At 67.8% G+C, this 16,298-nt stretch carries 21 protein-coding genes and 1 tRNA gene; 16 read left to right on the forward strand and 6 right to left on the reverse strand.

Going from position 1 to position 16,298, the window contains the following annotated elements:
* The first annotated feature begins 84 nt into the window (after positions 1-84).
* The 10 genes from FHT36_RS03885 to FHT36_RS03930 are packed head-to-tail and all read left to right on the forward strand — an operon-like array spanning position 85 to position 5,439.
* Positions 85-312, forward strand: a complete 228-nt coding sequence (locus FHT36_RS03885) for a hypothetical protein (protein WP_169121165.1) — start codon at positions 85-87, stop codon at positions 310-312.
* Entirely contained in the window at positions 305-580 is a 276-nt protein-coding gene (locus FHT36_RS03890; RefSeq protein WP_169121166.1) for a hypothetical protein, read from the forward strand. The genes FHT36_RS03885 and FHT36_RS03890 overlap by 8 nt, the downstream gene beginning before the upstream one ends.
* 1 nt (position 581) lies before the next feature.
* Positions 582-842, forward strand: a complete 261-nt coding sequence (locus FHT36_RS03895; protein ID WP_169121167.1) for a hypothetical protein — start codon at positions 582-584, stop codon at positions 840-842.
* Positions 843-845: 3 nt separating this feature from the next.
* Positions 846-1,424 carry a phosphohydrolase gene (locus FHT36_RS03900; protein WP_169121168.1) on the forward strand — a complete coding sequence of 193 codons (579 nt, stop codon included), beginning with the start codon at positions 846-848 and terminating at the stop codon, positions 1,422-1,424.
* Complete coding sequence (locus FHT36_RS24800) at positions 1,421-2,323, forward strand: GapR family DNA-binding domain-containing protein (RefSeq protein WP_210257546.1); 903 nt, start codon at positions 1,421-1,423, stop codon at positions 2,321-2,323. The genes FHT36_RS03900 and FHT36_RS24800 overlap by 4 nt, the downstream gene beginning before the upstream one ends.
* Positions 2,320-3,243 carry an ATP-binding protein gene (locus FHT36_RS03910; protein ID WP_169121169.1) on the forward strand — a complete coding sequence of 308 codons (924 nt, stop codon included), beginning with the start codon at positions 2,320-2,322 and terminating at the stop codon, positions 3,241-3,243. Before FHT36_RS24800 ends, FHT36_RS03910 begins: the two co-directional genes overlap by 4 nt.
* 3 nt (positions 3,244-3,246) lie before the next feature.
* The gene (gene ssb / locus FHT36_RS03915; protein WP_169121170.1) at positions 3,247-3,672 is read left to right on the forward strand and encodes a single-stranded DNA-binding protein; all 426 of its coding nucleotides are present in this window, start codon (positions 3,247-3,249) and stop codon (positions 3,670-3,672) included.
* Positions 3,673-3,681: 9 nt separating this feature from the next.
* Positions 3,682-4,080, forward strand: a complete 399-nt coding sequence (locus tag FHT36_RS03920) for a hypothetical protein (protein ID WP_169121171.1) — start codon at positions 3,682-3,684, stop codon at positions 4,078-4,080.
* Positions 4,067-4,318, forward strand: a complete 252-nt coding sequence (locus FHT36_RS03925) for an AlpA family transcriptional regulator (RefSeq protein WP_169121172.1) — start codon at positions 4,067-4,069, stop codon at positions 4,316-4,318. The genes FHT36_RS03920 and FHT36_RS03925 overlap by 14 nt, the downstream gene beginning before the upstream one ends.
* Positions 4,315-5,439 carry a tyrosine-type recombinase/integrase gene (locus FHT36_RS03930; RefSeq protein WP_169121173.1) on the forward strand — a complete coding sequence of 375 codons (1,125 nt, stop codon included), beginning with the start codon at positions 4,315-4,317 and terminating at the stop codon, positions 5,437-5,439. The genes FHT36_RS03925 and FHT36_RS03930 overlap by 4 nt, the downstream gene beginning before the upstream one ends.
* Positions 5,440-5,528: 89 nt before the next feature.
* Here the strand turns inward: FHT36_RS03930 and FHT36_RS03935 are convergent.
* A tRNA-Phe gene (locus tag FHT36_RS03935) sits at positions 5,529-5,604 on the reverse strand.
* A gap of 403 nt (positions 5,605-6,007) precedes the next feature.
* On the opposite strand from FHT36_RS03935, the gene FHT36_RS03940 reads away from it, so the two are divergent.
* From FHT36_RS03940 to glnT, 5 genes are all read left to right on the forward strand, one after another.
* Positions 6,008-6,664 (forward strand): XRE family transcriptional regulator, encoded by a 657-nt coding sequence (locus tag FHT36_RS03940; protein WP_169121497.1) that lies wholly within the window; start codon positions 6,008-6,010, stop codon positions 6,662-6,664.
* A 147-nt stretch (positions 6,665-6,811) separates the two neighbouring features.
* Complete coding sequence (locus tag FHT36_RS03945) at positions 6,812-7,711, forward strand: glutamine amidotransferase family protein (protein WP_169121174.1); 900 nt, start codon at positions 6,812-6,814, stop codon at positions 7,709-7,711.
* The gene (locus tag FHT36_RS03950) at positions 7,708-8,415 is read left to right on the forward strand and encodes a protein glxC (protein ID WP_024279532.1); all 708 of its coding nucleotides are present in this window, start codon (positions 7,708-7,710) and stop codon (positions 8,413-8,415) included. Before FHT36_RS03945 ends, FHT36_RS03950 begins: the two co-directional genes overlap by 4 nt.
* Positions 8,416-8,487: 72 nt before the next feature.
* Positions 8,488-9,825: an FMN-binding glutamate synthase family protein gene (locus FHT36_RS03955; RefSeq protein WP_168456546.1), complete on the forward strand. Its 1,338-nt coding sequence runs from the start codon at positions 8,488-8,490 to the stop codon at positions 9,823-9,825.
* Between the two features lie 79 nt (positions 9,826-9,904).
* Positions 9,905-11,260, forward strand: coding sequence for a type III glutamate--ammonia ligase (gene glnT / locus FHT36_RS03960; protein ID WP_210257547.1), 1,356 nt, complete (start codon positions 9,905-9,907; stop codon positions 11,258-11,260).
* Between the two features lie 73 nt (positions 11,261-11,333).
* Here glnT and FHT36_RS03965 read toward each other — a convergent pair whose 3' ends face one another.
* From FHT36_RS03965 to FHT36_RS03985, 5 genes are all read right to left on the reverse strand, one after another.
* The gene (locus FHT36_RS03965; RefSeq protein WP_169121175.1) at positions 11,334-11,819 is read right to left on the reverse strand and encodes a hypothetical protein; all 486 of its coding nucleotides are present in this window, start codon (positions 11,817-11,819) and stop codon (positions 11,334-11,336) included.
* Positions 11,820-11,867: 48 nt separating this feature from the next.
* Positions 11,868-12,308 carry a cupin domain-containing protein gene (locus FHT36_RS03970; protein ID WP_169121176.1) on the reverse strand — a complete coding sequence of 147 codons (441 nt, stop codon included), beginning with the start codon at positions 12,306-12,308 and terminating at the stop codon, positions 11,868-11,870.
* Positions 12,309-12,467: 159 nt separating this feature from the next.
* A complete protein-coding gene (locus FHT36_RS03975; RefSeq protein ID WP_169121177.1) occupies positions 12,468-13,079 on the reverse strand; it encodes an OmpA family protein in 612 nt (203 codons plus the stop codon).
* Between the two features lie 41 nt (positions 13,080-13,120).
* Positions 13,121-13,468, reverse strand: a complete 348-nt coding sequence (locus FHT36_RS03980) for a cysteine rich repeat-containing protein (RefSeq protein ID WP_169121178.1) — start codon at positions 13,466-13,468, stop codon at positions 13,121-13,123.
* A gap of 277 nt (positions 13,469-13,745) precedes the next feature.
* Complete coding sequence (locus FHT36_RS03985) at positions 13,746-14,708, reverse strand: LysR family transcriptional regulator (protein WP_169121179.1); 963 nt, start codon at positions 14,706-14,708, stop codon at positions 13,746-13,748.
* A gap of 126 nt (positions 14,709-14,834) precedes the next feature.
* Here FHT36_RS03985 and FHT36_RS03990 point away from each other — a divergent pair, with 126 nt between their 5' ends.
* Positions 14,835-16,088 carry a sarcosine oxidase subunit beta family protein gene (locus FHT36_RS03990; protein ID WP_169121180.1) on the forward strand — a complete coding sequence of 418 codons (1,254 nt, stop codon included), beginning with the start codon at positions 14,835-14,837 and terminating at the stop codon, positions 16,086-16,088.
* The last annotated feature ends 210 nt before the right edge of the window (positions 16,089-16,298 follow it).

Here is a 16,298-nt window from a genome sequence, read left to right on the forward strand (position 1 = left end):
AGGCCACGTCCAAAATAGACGAGTACGCTTGACTAAAATCGTCTGATATGGACGAAATGCGTTCCTCTGAAATGAGGAGCCTCCATGTCACCCGCATCCTTGTCTTGCTCAAAAACCCACCATCTCACGCTGGGCGCATCGCGCGATCATGTCGCCGCCCTCGCCGAAGACATGCGCGAACTGGCGGCCTTCACCGGCGCGGCCACCGAAGATGAGCTGGTGCGCATCGGCTGGACCCCCGATCAGCTCCGCGACCTCGGCCCCGCCGCCCGCAAACGCCTCGGCCCGACGCGCGGGGCAATCCATGGCTGAGGCCTTCACTTCAGCCAGCCAGACGGCGGCGATCCGCGAAGAGATAGCCGCATCCGTCTGCGGGCGCCCCGCAGCTGTCAGCCCCAGCCTCCCGGCCGCCGACGCCTACTTGCTCGCCGGGGGCCTTCAGGAGGTCACCACTCTCACCCAGGCCGCGTTCCGGCGCGGCGCCGCGCAGATCACGTGCGACACGGACGTGATGCTTCTCCTCTGCCACTTGGCTGCGGAGGCCCTCGATGCGCGGGCACCGAAGGCGGAGGGCGCCTGACATGCCGCCCGGCCCACTCATGGAAAGCGGGCTTCGCCGCCCCCCGCCCGGCAGCGGCCTCACGCCGCTCGCCTACACGCGCCTCTCCTATCGGGGCACCGTCCGCTCGCAGGCCGAGGCCCGCGCCGTCGCGCAGCGTCTCGGCCGCCGCGCGCCCATCGGCTTCGGCGACCCGCCCCGCGCCGAGGCGCGCCTTGCCCCCCTCTTCCTCGCCGGCGGGGTGCTCGCCGCGCTCTTCATCTTCCTTCTGCGGAGCCTCTAGCGCATGCACCACGCCGCCGACATCTTCATCACCACTGCGTCGGGCCGGCGGTGGTACCTTCTCGATCCGCGCCCCAGCGATGTGCATTTCCGCGACATCGCCTCGCACCTCGCCAAGATCTGCCGTTTCGTGGGCGCGACGGGCCCCTTCTATTCCGTCGCGCAACACTCGCTGTTCGTTGCCGCGCAGCTGCCGCCGAGCCAGCGCGCCTATGGCCTGCTGCACGACGCGCACGAGGCCTATCTGGCGGACATCTCCTCGCCCTTCAAAGCGGCGCTGCGCGCGCTCGGCGGGGGCGAGGCGCTCGCCGCCCTCGTTTCGCGGGCGGATGCAGCCATCCATGAAGCCGCCGGGCTGCAATGGCCGCCCCCGGCAGACGTGGCCGAGGCCGTGCACCAGGCGGACCTCAGGGCCTTCGCCACCGAATGGCGCGACGTGGGGCCGAGCCCCAACGAACCCGCGCCCGTGCCCTGCCGCCCGCTCGGCAACCGCATCCGCCCGCAGCCGTGGCCGAAGGCCGAGGAAGCCTTTGTCGAAGAGCTGCGCATCCACCTCCCCGCTACCCTCCGGAGCGTCGCATGAGTGCCGTGAACAACGCGCGCCTTCTCTCCTACATCGAGCGCATCGAGCGGCTGGAGGAAGAGAAGAGGTCCGTCGCCGACGACATCAAGGATGTGAAGGCGGAGGCGAAATCCGCCGGCTTCGACGTGAAGATGATCACAAAGATGATCTCCCTGCGTCGCATGACCCCGGCCGAACGCAGGCAGGAGAAGGAACTCAGCGAGATCTATGAGGCCGCCTGCGGTCTCCTCGACGGCACGCCGCTGGGCGACGCCGCCCGCGAGCGCCTCATGAAGGAGGAGCCCAACGCCGAACCGGAGCCCGCGCCGCCTGCCCATGCGCAGGAGGTGATGCGCACCGTCGAGGAAGCCCGCGACGAAGGGCGTGAGGCATTCCGCGCCGGCGTGCGCATCATCGACAATCCCTATACGGCGGGCGATCCGCGCCGCGCCGCGTGGGATGAAGGCTTCTGCGCCGCCTCCGGCTCGGATGGGATGGACATCCCCGAGGCGTGGCGCCGCAAGGCCAAGAAAGGCGGGAAGGGCGACGACAAGCGCGACGGCGGAGCGACAGCCGAGGCGTCCGCTGCCCCCGAGAGCGCCGTGGATCCCGACCAAGACCCCCTCCCCTTTGGCGACCCCCAAGATCCCGCCGACCCGGCGGACCCGGATGACCATCCCGGCGCCTTCGAGGATCCCGCGCCCGACGCACCATGGGAGGCCCCGAACGCCGATCCCGCGCCCCAGCCGGAAGGTGACGCCGCCAAGCGGCTCGACGATCTGGTGAAGCGCACCAAGCGCAGGCAGGCGGACACCGCCGCCGAGAAAGCTGCCGCCAAGAGCGCGCCGAAGGGGGCGACCAAGCGCGGCGCCAAGGCACCCGCTAAGCCCCGCAAGGCCAACGGGGAGGGCCAGCCGTGAGCGAGCCAGCCCGCACCCGCAAGCCGGACCTCACCAAGGGCCTCGATAAGGTCCAGAAGTTCGGCACCATCCTCCTGCCCCACGAGGCGGATGAGCCCATCCTCGCCGCCGGGCCGAGGCTCGCCATCTATGAATGGCTGACTGAGCTGCGCTCCCGCGCCGAGCTGGAGAGCGTGGGCCTCAAGCCCCGCGCGACGGCACTGCTCTATGGCCCGCCCGGCACGGGAAAGACGACGCTGGCCCATCACCTCGCCGCCCGCCTTGGGCTGGCGCTGGTGACGGTCCAGGCCGAGCGGCTGATGACCCCGCAGTTCGGCGGCAGCTCCAACAATATCGGCGAGCTGTTCGATGGGCTCGCCGAGGCCGAGCACGGCTGCGTGCTGTTGCTGGACGAGATCGATTCCATCGGGAGCGTGCGCCTGTCCGACGACAGCTCGGCCGGGCGCGAGCGGAACATGGTGCTGACCACTCTGCTCACGCGGGTGGAAGCCTTTCGCGGCATGGCGATCGCGGCGACCAACCGCAAGGATCAGCTCGATCCCGCCTTGTGGCGACGGTTCGGCATGCAGATCTCGGTGGACCTGCCGGACGGCGAGGAGCGCTTCGCCATCCTGAACCGCTATGCGGCACCCTTCGACTTTGGCGAGGACGGCCTCGACATCCTCACCGACCTGACACAGGGCGCCTCCCCGGCGCTGCTGCGCCAGCTCATGGAAGGCTTGAAGCGTGCGCTGGTGCTGCACCCGCGCCTCGGCCTCAACATTGATGACGTGGCAGTGGTGTTTCGCGCCATCACGTCCGCCGTCGCTCCGCACCCCGACCTGCCCCAGCCGCCGCTCTGGAAAGCCTTCGGCACCCACGCCGGCCAGATCCGCAAGATTCCGTGGCCGCCGGCCCGCGCACCCAAGGGAAGGCCCTGACCCATGGCAGGCGTCAACAAAGTCATCATCGTTGGCTATCTCGGCAAAGACCCGAGGATCGCCAGGACGCAAGCCGGCGCGCGTATGGCCAGCTTCTCCGTCGCCACATCCGAGAGCTGGCGCGACAAGGCCACCGGCGAGCGCCGGGAAGAAACCGAGTGGCACCAGGTGGTGATCTATAACGAGCGCCTCGTGGAGGTGGCCGAGAAGTTCCTCTCGAAGGGCTCGAAGGTCTACGTCGAGGGCAAGAACGCCACCCGCAAATGGACCGACAGGGCGGGCATAGAGCGCTACGTGACGGAGGTGGTGCTCAAACCGTTTCGAGGTGATCTGACCCTCCTCGATTCGACCGAGCGCGCGCCCGCCCCCGACGAAGGCAGCTACGGCGCCGCGCCGGCCGGTCGCGACGATGAAATCCCGTTCGGCTGAGGCGCGCCCATGACACCCTTTGATCGTGCCCTCGGCATCGTCACCGAATATGAGGCCGCCGGCGAGACCAGCGCCGCGCGGATGCTGCTGTTCACCCGCATCGAGGATCTATGCGAGGTGGCCGAGGCCGGCCGCCGGCTGGTGGACCGGCTCGCGGCGGCATGGGAGATTTTGGTGGGGTATTCCGCCGAGGCCGCCACCATGACGAAAATCAGCCTGCCGCTCCGCGTCATCGAGCATACGGAGAGCTTCGCCATCGAGGACGCGGCCGGGACCTCGATCGCCTACGTCTATTACGACGATGGGGATGCTGTCCGCCGGGCCGTCCGCAAGCGCATGACCAAGGCGCAGGCCCGCAAGGTGGCCGAGCGCATCAGGGCCTTGGGGGACAAGAATGGCCCGGCATGACATCCTTCCCATCAGCCTGCCCCCGCGCGGTCTCTCCCGCACCGAGGCCGCGGCCTATATCGGCGTGTCCGCCGGCACCTTCGATCAGTTGGTGAAGGATGGCCGCATGCCGCCGGCGAAGAGGATCAACACCCGCACGGTGTGGGACCGCAGGAAGCTTGACGCTGCGTTCGATGCGCTGCCCGATGGCGCACAAGAAGAAAACCGCGACGATCCGTGGGCACGGGTGGCGGTATGACGGGCGGCGCACCCATGATGGACCGGCTGCAATACGTCTACGAGGACATGGACCGCCACGGAAACGTGCGGATCTATGTGTGGCGCGGCAAGGGTCACAAGAAGATCCGCATCCGCGAGCGCCCCGGCACCCCGGAATTCCGCAAGGCCTATGATGAGGCGATTGCGCGCGCCTTCTCCCCCGTCCCCGCCGAGCCGGAGGAGACGGAAGACAAGTCCCGCGACCGCACCCCGAAGCCCGGCACGTTCCGGTGGATGTGCGTGCGGTTCATGGCCGAGAGCGCGGACCACAAGCGCGACAGCCCGCGCACGCGCCATGTCCGCAAGCTCATTCTGGAAAGCATGTTCGAGGAGCCGACCGAGCCCGGCGCCAAGACCTTCTATGCCGACTTCCCCCTTGATCGACTCACGGTCAAGGCGATCCGCGTGCTGCGCGATCGCAAGCTCGCCGCGCCGGAAGCCGGCAACAGCCGAATCAAGGTGCTGCGGAAGGTGTTCAATTGGGCGATCGCCGATGAACTCCCCGGCATCTCGGTCAACCTTGCCCGCGACGTGCCCTATTTCACGGCCGCCGGAAACGGCTGGCACACATGGACCGTGGATGAGATCGAGCAATATGAGGCGCGGCACCCCCTCGGCTCCAAGGCCCGTCTCGCGCTCGCGCTTCTCCTATATACCGGAGTAAGACGCTCCGATGTGGTCCAGCTCGGCCGCCAGATGATCCGGAACGGATGGCTGCGCTTCACGGAGATGAAGGGCCGCCGCCACCTCGTGAAAGAGCGGGAGATCCCCGTGCTGCCGCAGCTCCAGGCGGTCATAGACGCCACGCCCGGAGGCCACATGACCTTCCTCGTGACGGAGTTCGGCGCACCCTTCAGCGACGCCGGCTTCGGCAACTGGTTTCGCGATCGATGCGACGAAGCCGGCTTGCCGCAGTGCTCGGCCCACGGCCTGCGCAAGGCCGGCGCCACGATCGCCGCCGAGAACGGCGCGACCGAGCATCAGCTCATGGCGATCTATGGATGGGAGAGCCCCAAGCAGGCCGCCCGCTACACCCGGAAGGCGAACCGCAAGCGCCTCGCCGGCGACGCCATGCACCTCGTGGCGCCGACCAAAGAGTGAACAAATCTTTCCCACTCTGTCTTACCCACCGTGCCCAGCGGGAAAGATAAAGCGAAAAAGCCAATGATTTCAGTATCTTAGGAAATGGATGGTGCCCAGGGGCGGAATCGAACCACCGACACTGCGATTTTCAGTCGCATGCTCTACCAACTGAGCTACCTGGGCATCCGCCGGGCCGGGGCCCGGGTCCGTAGGGGCGTCAACCCCTTCGGAGCGGCGAGTGTATAGTGAGGAAGTTGGGCCGTGTCCAGAGCCGGCGCGTTGTCGGAGGAACGGCGCCTACGGGCTGTGGACAAGGGGCGCCCGCGATCGTCGCAAAGCGTTGCGGCTCAAGCTTTTCTGAACAGAATCCCGTGACGGGTGCGAAGCGCCGGGCCCTGACGCAGGGCGCCCTGCCGGGGCCGCAAGCGGTACTGATTGCTGGCCCGCGCGGCGTGGCGCGAGTCGCCAACGGTGCGATGCATTCTTGCGCGGAAGCTGGCACAATGGCCGGCAAATCACCGCTCGGGCGCAGGGTTGCGGCCGGGCGGGACGGGGAATGACGGGGGATGGTGTGCCCGAGCGCAAGATGAAGAGCGTCGCCGAGCCGAAGAGCGTCGACCAGGAGAGTGCCGACTACGTCACCGGGTCCAGCGCACCCGCGGCGGAGGCGGTCACGCTGGAGGAGGCTCTGGGCGTGCAGGTGCGCTCCATCCGCCGCGAGCTCGACCTCACCGTCTCCGATCTTGCCGGTGCGGCCGGCATCTCCGTGGGCATGCTGTCGAAGATCGAGAACGGGCAGATCTCGCCCTCCCTCGCCACGCTGCAATCCATCTCCAAGGCGCTCAACGTGCCGCTCACCACGCTCTTCTCGGCGTTCGAGGAGCGGCGCGACTGCTCCTTCGTCAAGGCGCAGCAGGGCGTCATCATCGAACGGCGCGGCACCAAGGTGGGCCACCAGTATGAGCTGCTGGGCCACGGCCTCGGCGGCGACATCGTGGTGGAGCCCTATCTCATCACCCTCACCGAGGAGGCGGCGCCCTATACCGGCTTCCGCCATGCGGGCGTGGAGTTCATCTACATGCTCTCCGGCGAGGTGCTCTACCGCCATGCAGACCGCACCTATCACCTGCGTCCCGGCGATGCGCTGATGTTCGATTCCGGCGCCGCCCACGGCCCGGAAGACCTCATCAAGGCGCCGATGACCTACCTGTCCATCATCGTCTATGGCCGCGACCGGCACTGAACCGGCGGGCCGTCTTGCCCTCCCGATCGCGAAAGTTTTCCTCCAGAGAAAATTATATTCTCTGACGATTGACGCCCCTGCCTAACGGGCGTACTCCTTTGTGACAAGGCCGCAGCGGCGGCCCGCAATGGAGCAAAATCAAACGCCATGTGCGGCATCGTCGGACTTTTCCTCAAGGACCCGAAGCTCGAGGGCGAGCTGGGCGCCATGCTCGCGTCCATGCTCTGCGTCATGACCGATCGCGGCCCCGATAGCGCGGGCTTCGCGGTTTATGGCGCAGGCGGCAAGGACAGTGTGAAGCTCTCCCTGCGCGCCGCCAGGGGCTATGATTTCGAGGGCCTCGCCGCCGGTCTTTCCGGCCCGGCGAACGGCATGCCCGCCCTCGTCCTCCACGGCACCCATGCGGTGGTGGAAATCCCGCAGGTGCGTGAGGCTGCCGTGCGCGCCTTCCTCGCCGAGCGCCATCCCGAGGTGGCGGTGGTGGGCACCGGCTCGCGCATGGAAATCTTCAAGGAGGTCGGCCTGCCCTCCTCCGTCGCCGAGACCTTCGGCCTCGCGCAGATGCGCGGCACCCACGGCATTGGCCACACCCGCATGGCCACCGAGAGCGCGGTGACCACCGCCGGTGCGCATCCCTTCTCCACCGGTGCCGACCAGTGCCTCGTGCACAACGGCTCGCTGTCCAACCACAATGCCCTGCGCCGGCAGCTGAAGCGCGAGGGCATCACCATCGAGACCGAGAACGACAGCGAGGTGGCCGCCGGCTATCTCACCTGGCGGATGCGGGAAGGCGCCTCCCTCGGGCAGGCTCTGGAAGCCGGCCTGAAGGACCTCGACGGCTTCTTCACCTTCGTGGTGGGCACCGAGAGCGGCTTCGGCGTGCTGCGTGATCCCATCGCCTGCAAGCCCGCCGTGATGGCCGAGACCGACCAGTATGTCGCCTTCGGCTCGGAGTACCGCGCGCTCGTCGACCTGCCCGGCATCTCCAAGGCCAAGGTCTTCGAGCCCGAGCCCGCCACCGTGTATTTCTGGGAGCGCGCACAGTGAACGCCATTGCGCCCGACGTGACCTTCGACCTCGCCACCACGCCGCTGCGCGAGCTGAACGAGGCCCTTCACAAGGCCACCGCCGAATCCAACGCCCGCCGCTGGCGGGTGCTGAACCCCAACGGCCGCCACGCGGTGGCCGTCGGGCTGGCCATGCCCCTCACCGTCGAGATCGAGGGCAATGTCGGCTACTACTGCGCCGGCATGAATGCGGAGGCCTCCGTCATCATCCACGGCAATGCCGGTCAGGGCGTCGCCGAGAACATGATGAGCGGCTTCGTGCATGTGCGCGGCGATGCCAGCCAGTCGGCCGGCGCCACCGCCCATGGCGGCATGCTGGTGGTGGATGGCAATGCCTCCGCCCGCTGCGGCATCTCCATGAAGGGCGTGGACATCGTGGTGAAGGGCTCCATCGGCCACATGAGCGCGTTCATGGGTCAGTCCGGCTCCCTCGTGGTGCTGGGCGATGCCGGCGAGGCGCTGGGCGACAGCCTCTATGAGGCGAAGCTCTTCGTGCGCGGCACGGTGAAGAGCCTCGGCGCGGACTGCATCGAGAAGGAGATGCGGGACGAGCACAAGGCGCTCCTCGCCCAGAAGCTGAAGGCCGCCGGCCTCGAAGGCGCGGTCGATGTCTCGGAGTTCAAGCGCTACGGCTCCGCCCGCCAGCTCTACAACTTCCACGTGGACAACGCGTCCGCCTACTGACGCGCGCCGCCGTCGCTCCCGCCACGGGCGGGACGCACCGACAGCATTCGAACTTTTCCGGGTGAGGACCCTATGACCGCCCACAACAATACGCCGCGCACCCCGCCGCGCTTCTCCTCGACCTTCGATCCGGCGACTCTGGCCGAGATCCGCCGGGCCGCGGCGACCGGCATCTATGACATCCGTGGCGGTGGCACCAAGCGCAAGCTGCCCCACTTCGATGACCTCCTGTTCCTCGGCGCCTCCATGTCGCGCTACCCGCTGGAGGGCTATCGCGAGAAGTGCGGCACCGAGGTCACCCTCGGCACGCGCTTCGCCAAGAAGCCGATCACGCTGAAGACCCCCGTCACCATCGCCGGCATGAGCTTCGGCGCGCTCTCCGCGCAGGCGAAGGAAGCGCTGGGGCGTGGCGCCTCCACGGTGGGCACCTCCACCACCACTGGCGACGGCGGCATGACGCCGGAGGAGCGCGGCCAGTCCAAGACCCTCGTCTACCAGTACCTGCCGTCCCGCTACGGCATGAACCCGGTGGACCTGCGCAAGGCCGACGCCATCGAGATCGTCATCGGCCAGGGCGCCAAGCCCGGCGGCGGCGGCATGCTGCTCGGCCAGAAGATCTCCGATCGCGTGGCCGCCATGCGCACCCTGCCCAAGGGCATCGACCAGCGCTCGGCCTGCCGCCATCCCGACTGGACCGGCCCGGACGACCTTGAGATCAAGATCGAGGAGCTGCGCGAGATTACCGATTGGGAGAAGCCGATCTATGTGAAGGTCGGCGCCTCGCGGCCCTATTACGACACCGCGCTGGCGGTGAAGGCGGGCGCCGACGTGGTGGTGCTCGACGGCATGCAGGGCGGCACCGCGGCGACGCAGGACGTGTTCATCGAGCACGTGGGCATCCCGATCCTCGCCGCCATCCGCCCGGCCGTGCAGGCGCTCCAGGACCTGGACATGCACCGCAAGGTGCAGCTCATCGTCTCCGGCGGCATCCGCACCGGCGCGGACGTGGCGAAGGCTCTGGCGCTCGGCGCGGACGCGGTGGCTATCGGCACGGCGGCCCTCGTCGCGCTCGGCGACAACGATCCCCAGTGGGAAGACGAATACCAGGCGCTCGGCTCCACCGCCGGGGCCTATGACGACTGGCACGAGGGTCGCGACCCCGCCGGCATCACCACGCAGGATCCCGAGCTGTCCAAGCGGCTCGATCCGGTGAAGGCCGGCCGCCGCCTTGCCAACTATCTGTCGGTGATGACGCTGGAGGCGCAGACCATTGCCCGCGCCTGCGGCAAGAGCCACCTGCACAATCTGGAGCCGGAAGACCTCGTGGCGCTGACCGTGGAGGCCGCCGCCATGGCCGGCGTGCCGCTGGCCGGCACCACCTGGGTGCCCGGCAAGACCGGCGGATACTGATCCGACCCTACAGGCCGCGCCGCTCGATCGGCGCGGCCTTTTTCAAAGAACACCGCTTCCAAATTCCGGGGAATTTCGCATGGACCACTTCCGCACGCCGCTTCGCGAGGCCGAAGGCCGCGCTTCCGCCGCTGCCCAGATCGACCTCGCCAAGGTCGCGAAGGACCGCGGCATCAAGTATTTCCTGATTTCCTACGTGGACCTGTTCGGCGGCCTGCGCGCCAAGCTGGTGCCCGCCGCCGCCATCGGCCCCATGCAGAAGGAAGGCGCCGGCTTTGCCGGCTTCGCCACCTGGCTCGACATGTCGCCGGCCGACCCCGACCTCTTCGCCGTTCCGGACCCGACCAGCCTCATCCAGCTGCCCTGGAAGGAAGAGATCGGCTGGCTCGCCGCCGACCTCTACATGGCCGGCAAGGAAGTGGACCAGGCGCCCCGCACCGTGCTGAAGCGGCAGCTCGCCGCCGCCGCCGCCCTCGGCTACGAGATGAAGACCGGCGTCGAGTGCGAATACTTCCTCATCACGCCGGACGGAAAGTCCATCTCGGACACCTCCGACACCGCCGAGAAGCCCTGCTACGACCAGTCCGCCCTGATGCGCCGCTATGATGTCATCAAGGACATCTGCGACGCCATGCTGAAGCTCGGCTGGGGCGCCTACCAGAACGACCACGAGGACGCCAACGGCCAGTTCGAGATGAACTGGAACTACGACAACGCGCTCCTCACCGCCGACCGCCATGTCTTCTTCAAATACATGGTCAAGTCGATCGCGGAGCAGCACGGCCTGCGCGCGACCTTCATGCCGAAGCCCTTCATCAACCTCACCGGCTCGGGCTGCCATGCCCATGTATCGCTGTGGCAGAAGGGCAAGAACGCCTTCTCCGATCCCAAGGGCGAGCTGGGCGTGTCGGAGCTGGGCTACCACTTCATCGGCGGCCTCATCCACAATGCCGACGCGCTCTGCGCCCTCACCAACCCGACGGTGAATTCCTACAAGCGCATCAACGCCCCGCGCACCATCTCGGGGGCCACCTGGGCGCCGAACACCGTCACCTACACCGGCAACAACCGCACCCACATGATCCGCATCCCCGATGCGGGCCGCTTCGAGTTCCGCCTCGCCGACGGCGCGGCCAACCCCTATCTGCTGCAGGCGGGCCTCGCCGCCGCCGGCCTCGACGGCATCGAGAACAAGCGCGATCCGGGCAAGCGCCTCGACATCAACATGTACACCGACGGGCACAAGGTGAAGGGCGCCAAGCGCCTGCCGCTCAACCTGCTCGATGCCATGCGCGCGCTGGAGAAGTCCAAGGTGCTGGCCGACCGCCTCGGCAAGCCCTTCGTCGACGGCTACCTGAAGCTGAAGAACGAGGAATGGAACGCCTTCTCGCGCCACCTCACCCAGTGGGAGCGGGACAACACCCTCGACATCTGATCCTCTTCCCCCGAACCAAATAGAAAAGGCCCCGGCGCGAACCGCACCGGGGCCTTTTTTGCTTGCGAAATCATCAGGGCACCCAGGTGGAGAGGGGCTTGTCCTTCTCCACCACATAATTGGCGACGATACGCGCGCCCTCGACGCCCGCCCGGAAGCTGTGAGGCAGCGCCGCCGGCACCTGAAAACCCTGCCGCGCCGGGACCAGCAGATCGGCGTGCCCGTCCATGGCGAGCGTGCCGAAACCGGCAGCCATGTAGCTGCTTTCGACGCCCGGATGGATGTGGCGCGGCAGCAGCGCACCGGGGCCATAATCGACCTCGGCGAGCACGATCACATGGCGCTCGTCGGGATAGTCGATGCGCTTGAGGAAGAGACGATCGACCCCCGGCACGATCTGCTCCGCCCGCGCCGGGCGCACGGCAAGCGCCGCCGCGCAGAGGGCGCAGCCGAGAAACGCCCGGCGGTCGAGATGCCTGGACGTCCCGGCCCCTGTGTCGGGCGGCGCGCGCCGCGGGGCCATTGCGAACCGCGTGAACAGATCACCCATGCCAGCCATGCCCCTTTCCCGGTCGTCACTCCCGTCGGCCCACAAGCGACGCGCGCCTCATTCCGGCGCAGGCGTCGCCAGCGGCTTGTCCTTCTCGACGATGTAGGTGATGGCGAGCTTCGTCTTGTCGCCTCCCACCTGGAAGGCGTGCGGCACTTCGGGCGGGATCTGGAAGCCGTCGCCCGGTGCCAGCGTGCGGTCGGGCTGGCCCTTCACCGAGAGCACGCCGCCGCCGGCGATGAGATAGGTGCTCTCGATGCCCGGATGGGTGTGGCGCGCCACCTTGAGGCCGCCGTCGAACTCCGCCTCCATCAGGATGGCGACATACTTGTCCCCCGGCACGTCGGTGCGGCCGAGCACCTTGCGCGAGATCCCCGTGGGCGCCGCGGCGGGCGCAGCCTGGCCCTGCGCCATGGCCTGAGTGCCACCGACCTGCGTGGCGGCGAACCCCGCCAGCGAGCAGATGGCGCAGGAGATGAACCGGCGTCGAGCGAGCATGATCCTGTCCTCCCAATATTGGCCCGCGCGCCGCGCAGGCTCCTCAGGATAACGGGATTTCCGCGCGCGGCGAGAGGCCGCGCACCCGGCCCGGACGCAACGAAAAAGGCGCCGCCCCGGCCGGGGTCGGCGCCTTCCTCATGCATGATCGTCGGTGCTTCAGCGCTGAGCGACGTAGGGTGCGAGGCGGCCCACGGTGAAGATCTGAACGCGCCGGTTGATGGGGTCCGTCGGCCGCTTGGAATCAAGCAGCACTTCCTCGCCGAGCCCCACCGCCTCGAGGCGCGTGGGATTGACGTTGAACACGGTGACGAGCGCGCTCACCACCGCATCCGCACGCGCCTGGCTGAGCTTGAGGTTCACCTCGCGCGGGCCGGTCACATCGGTGTTGCCGGTGACGATGAACTTGTAGCCGTGCAGGATGGGATTGTGCATGGCGTCGGCGATCGCGCCGAGCGTGCCGTAGGACGACGGCTCGATGATCGCCGAGCCGAGGCGGAACTGGATCTGCACATTGATCTGCGGCAGCTGGTCCAGCTTCAGGGCCAGCGACGGGCGGGTGAGCGCCTCGCCCGGGTTCTGGGCCATGTGGGTCTGGACCATGGAGCGCAGCTGCTGCGCCGTGATGGTCGGGGCCTTCTCGCTCAGTCCTTCCAGACCCTTGAGGATCTGGCCATCGGAAAGGGCGGTCTGGGCCTTGGCGGGGGTGATCGCCGGCACGGCGGCAGCGAGCAGCGCGGCCAGTGCAAGGCGGGTCAAAGGCGATGTCATCGCAATCGTCCTTGGTTCGAGATCAGAAGAGGAGGAAGTGCTCAGCGGTAGCCGGCGTTGGTGATCGCGGCGTTGCAGCGGTCGCTCACCACCCGCGTCGCCTGAAGCAGGCAGGAGAGCAGGTTGCCGTCCTGGGGCACCATGCCGGGGCACAGGCGTGCCGTATCCGCCGAACAGACTTCCTGGATGGAATCCTGCGCCGCATCACGCTCGGCGATGGAGGCTTTCGCCGTCGCATAGTCGGCTTTGCACTTGGCGCTGACCTGATTGATCTTCCCGTCCATGCAGGCGAGCAGCTTGCCCTCGCCCAGATTCACGTTCGAGCAGAACTTGTTGATGTCCGGGCCGCAGCTGCGCGCCAAAAGGGCGCCCGCCTGCGCATAGCTCATGGTCTGCGCGCCTGCCGCAGAGGCAGAGCCAGCCAGGATTACCACCGCAAATAGAACTCCACCGATCCTCATGTTTTTCCCCACCCCGTTTATGTGAACTCCCGAAAACGTATGAGGGGTATCATTAAACTCTTGGGACCGACAGCGGGCATGGGCCTCCGGCACGCTGGACTTTTCCGCACAAACTTAACGTCAGGTCGGACGCGTGACTTTTTCGGCCAGAGCCGGGCGGAGATTCAAAGCTTGGTCTTAAGCGGCGCAAGGCGTCGCGCACCATCTATGCGAGCGTGTCGCCCAGCCATGGCAGGGTGGCGCGCAGGGCCGGCAGCACCGCTTCCTCCAGCGTCTGCCGGCAGAAGGTCGCCACGTCCCGCGGCAGGCGGCCGAGTTCCTGCCGCCGCCCGATCAGCGTCAGGCTGCGGGAGAAAGCCGGCCCGGGCAGGGGCGCGTAACGGACCTGATCGCCATCCAGCCCCGCCTCGAAGATGCAGAGCGGCGTCGTCACCGCGAACCCCTCCCCCGCCGCCACCGTGGCGGAGACGCCGAAGGGCGTGTCGAACTCCAGCCGGCGCGGCAGATCGAGCTTGAGACGGCGCAGATGCCTGTCCACCTCGATGCCCGTGCGCGAGCGGGCGGAGAAGCGAACCAGAGGCAGGCGCTGCGCCAGGCGCGCCATCTCCTCGACCCGCTCGGGCGCCCTCTCGCCGGCGGGCAGTAGCAGCACATAGGGCTCGGTCAAAAGCGGGAAGCGCTCCAGCCCCTCGATGTCGGCGAGTTCGTCCACACCTACCAAGAGATCGAGCTGGCGGGAGAGCAGCGCGCTCGCATGGGCCGCCGTGAGCCCGGCGAGCAGCGACACCTCCTCCGCCACCGCGCACAGCCGCCCAGCCAGGGGCGCAGACAGCGCGCGGGAGAGGGAATCGACGAGGCCGGCGCGGATCAGCGGCAGGCGGCCGTGCTCGGTCTCCTTCAACGCTGGCACGATCTGCCGGGCCTCGGAGAGCAGCGCGCTCGCCTTTTGCCGGAGCACGCCGCCCGCGGCCGTCAGCCCCAGCGGGCGGACGCTGCGATCGAACAAAGCGACGCCCATGCGCGTCTCCAGCTCGGCCACCGCCTGCGACACCGCCGGCTGGGTGAGGCCGAGCCGCCGCGCTGCGCCCGCCATGGCGCCGGCCTCGCAGACGGCGAGGAAGATCTCCAGCGCCTTCAGATCGAACGGCAGTAGCTCGCGCACGGGCATCCCCACAGAATAAGCAGGATTTATATTACCTGTGGTTTTTGGTGGGGCTATATCTTTTCCAAAGGGGTGCAGCCGCCTCCGCGCCGAACGGTGTCGGAGGTGTGCAGAGGTGTTCCGAGGGGTTCGATGTCCCGCTATTCCGTATTCAGCCTGATCGCCAACGCGCTCAACGGCCAGAAGGGCTGGACGCCCGCCTGGCGCGATGCGGTGCCCAAGCCCTCCTATGACGTGATCATCGTCGGCGGCGGCGGCCATGGCCTCGCGACCGCCTACTACCTCGCCAAGGAGCACGGCATCCGCAACGTGGCGGTGCTGGAGAAGGGGCATATCGGCTCCGGCAATGCGGGGCGCAACACCACCATCATCCGCTCCAACTACCTGCTGCCCGGCAACGAGCCGTTCTACGAGTGGTCCATGAAATTGTGGGAGGGCCTGGAGCAGGACCTCAACTACAACGCCATGGTCTCCCAGCGCGGCATCATCAATCTCTATCACTCGGACGGCCAGCGCGACGCCTATGCAAGGCGCGGCAATGCCATGCGCCTCGCTGGCGCGGATTCCGAGTTGCTCGACCGCGAGCAGGTGAAGGCGCTCTGCCCCTTCCTCGATTTCGACAATTCCCGCTTCCCCATCAAAGGCGGGCTGATGCAGGCCCGCGCCGGCACTGCGCGCCACGATGCCGTGGTGTGGGGCTATGCCCGCGCCGCCGACCGGCTGGGCGTGGACATCGTGCAGAATTGCGAGGTCACCGGCTTCATCCGCGAGGGTGACGCGGTGGTGGGCGTGGAGACCACGCGCGGCCCGATCCGCGCCGGCAAGGTCGGCCTCGCCGTCGCCGGCTCCACCTCACGGCTGACCAAGCATCTCGGCCTGCGCCTGCCCATCGAGAGCCATGTGCTGCAGGCCTTCGTCTCCGAGGGGCTGAAGCCGCTGGTGCCCGGCGTCATCACCTTCGGCATGGGACATTTCTACGTCAGCCAGTCGGACAAGGGCGGCCTCGTCTTCGGCGGCGACATCGACGGCTACAATTCCTACGCCCAGCGCGGCAACCTGCCGGTGGTGGAGGATGTGGCCGAGGGCGGCATGGCGCTGATGCCGCTGATCGGCCGTCTGCGCATGTTGCGCTCGTGGGGCGGCCTCGTGGACATGTCCATGGACGGCTCGCCTATCATCGACGTCGGTCCCCTGCCCGGCCTGTTCCTCAACACCGCGTGGAACTACGGGGGCTTCAAGGCGACGCCCGCCTCCGGCTGGTGCTTCGCCTGGACCATCGCCAAGGAAGAGGCGCACCGCTTCAACGCCGCCTTCCGCCTGGACCGTTTCCGCACCGGCCATGTGATCGACGAAAAGGGAGTCGGCGCCCAGCCGAACCTGCACTGATGGGCACGCTTCTCGATTTTCGCGCCCCGGACCAGCGACGGCGCAGCCCAGAGTGCAATCCGTCTGGGAGCACGCTCTCGCCTTTTGGACTCCCTCTCCCCTTGCGGGAGAGGGTTGGGGTGAGGGGTATTTCCTCCACCCCACGCCGGTCCATCCGAGCCCAGCGCACCCCCCTCACCCCCCGCCCCTCTCCCGCGGGGGGAGAGGGGA

The organism is Xanthobacter sp. SG618 (assembly GCF_012932745.1).
Classification (GTDB): Bacteria; Pseudomonadota; Alphaproteobacteria; order Rhizobiales; family Xanthobacteraceae; genus Xanthobacter; species Xanthobacter flavus.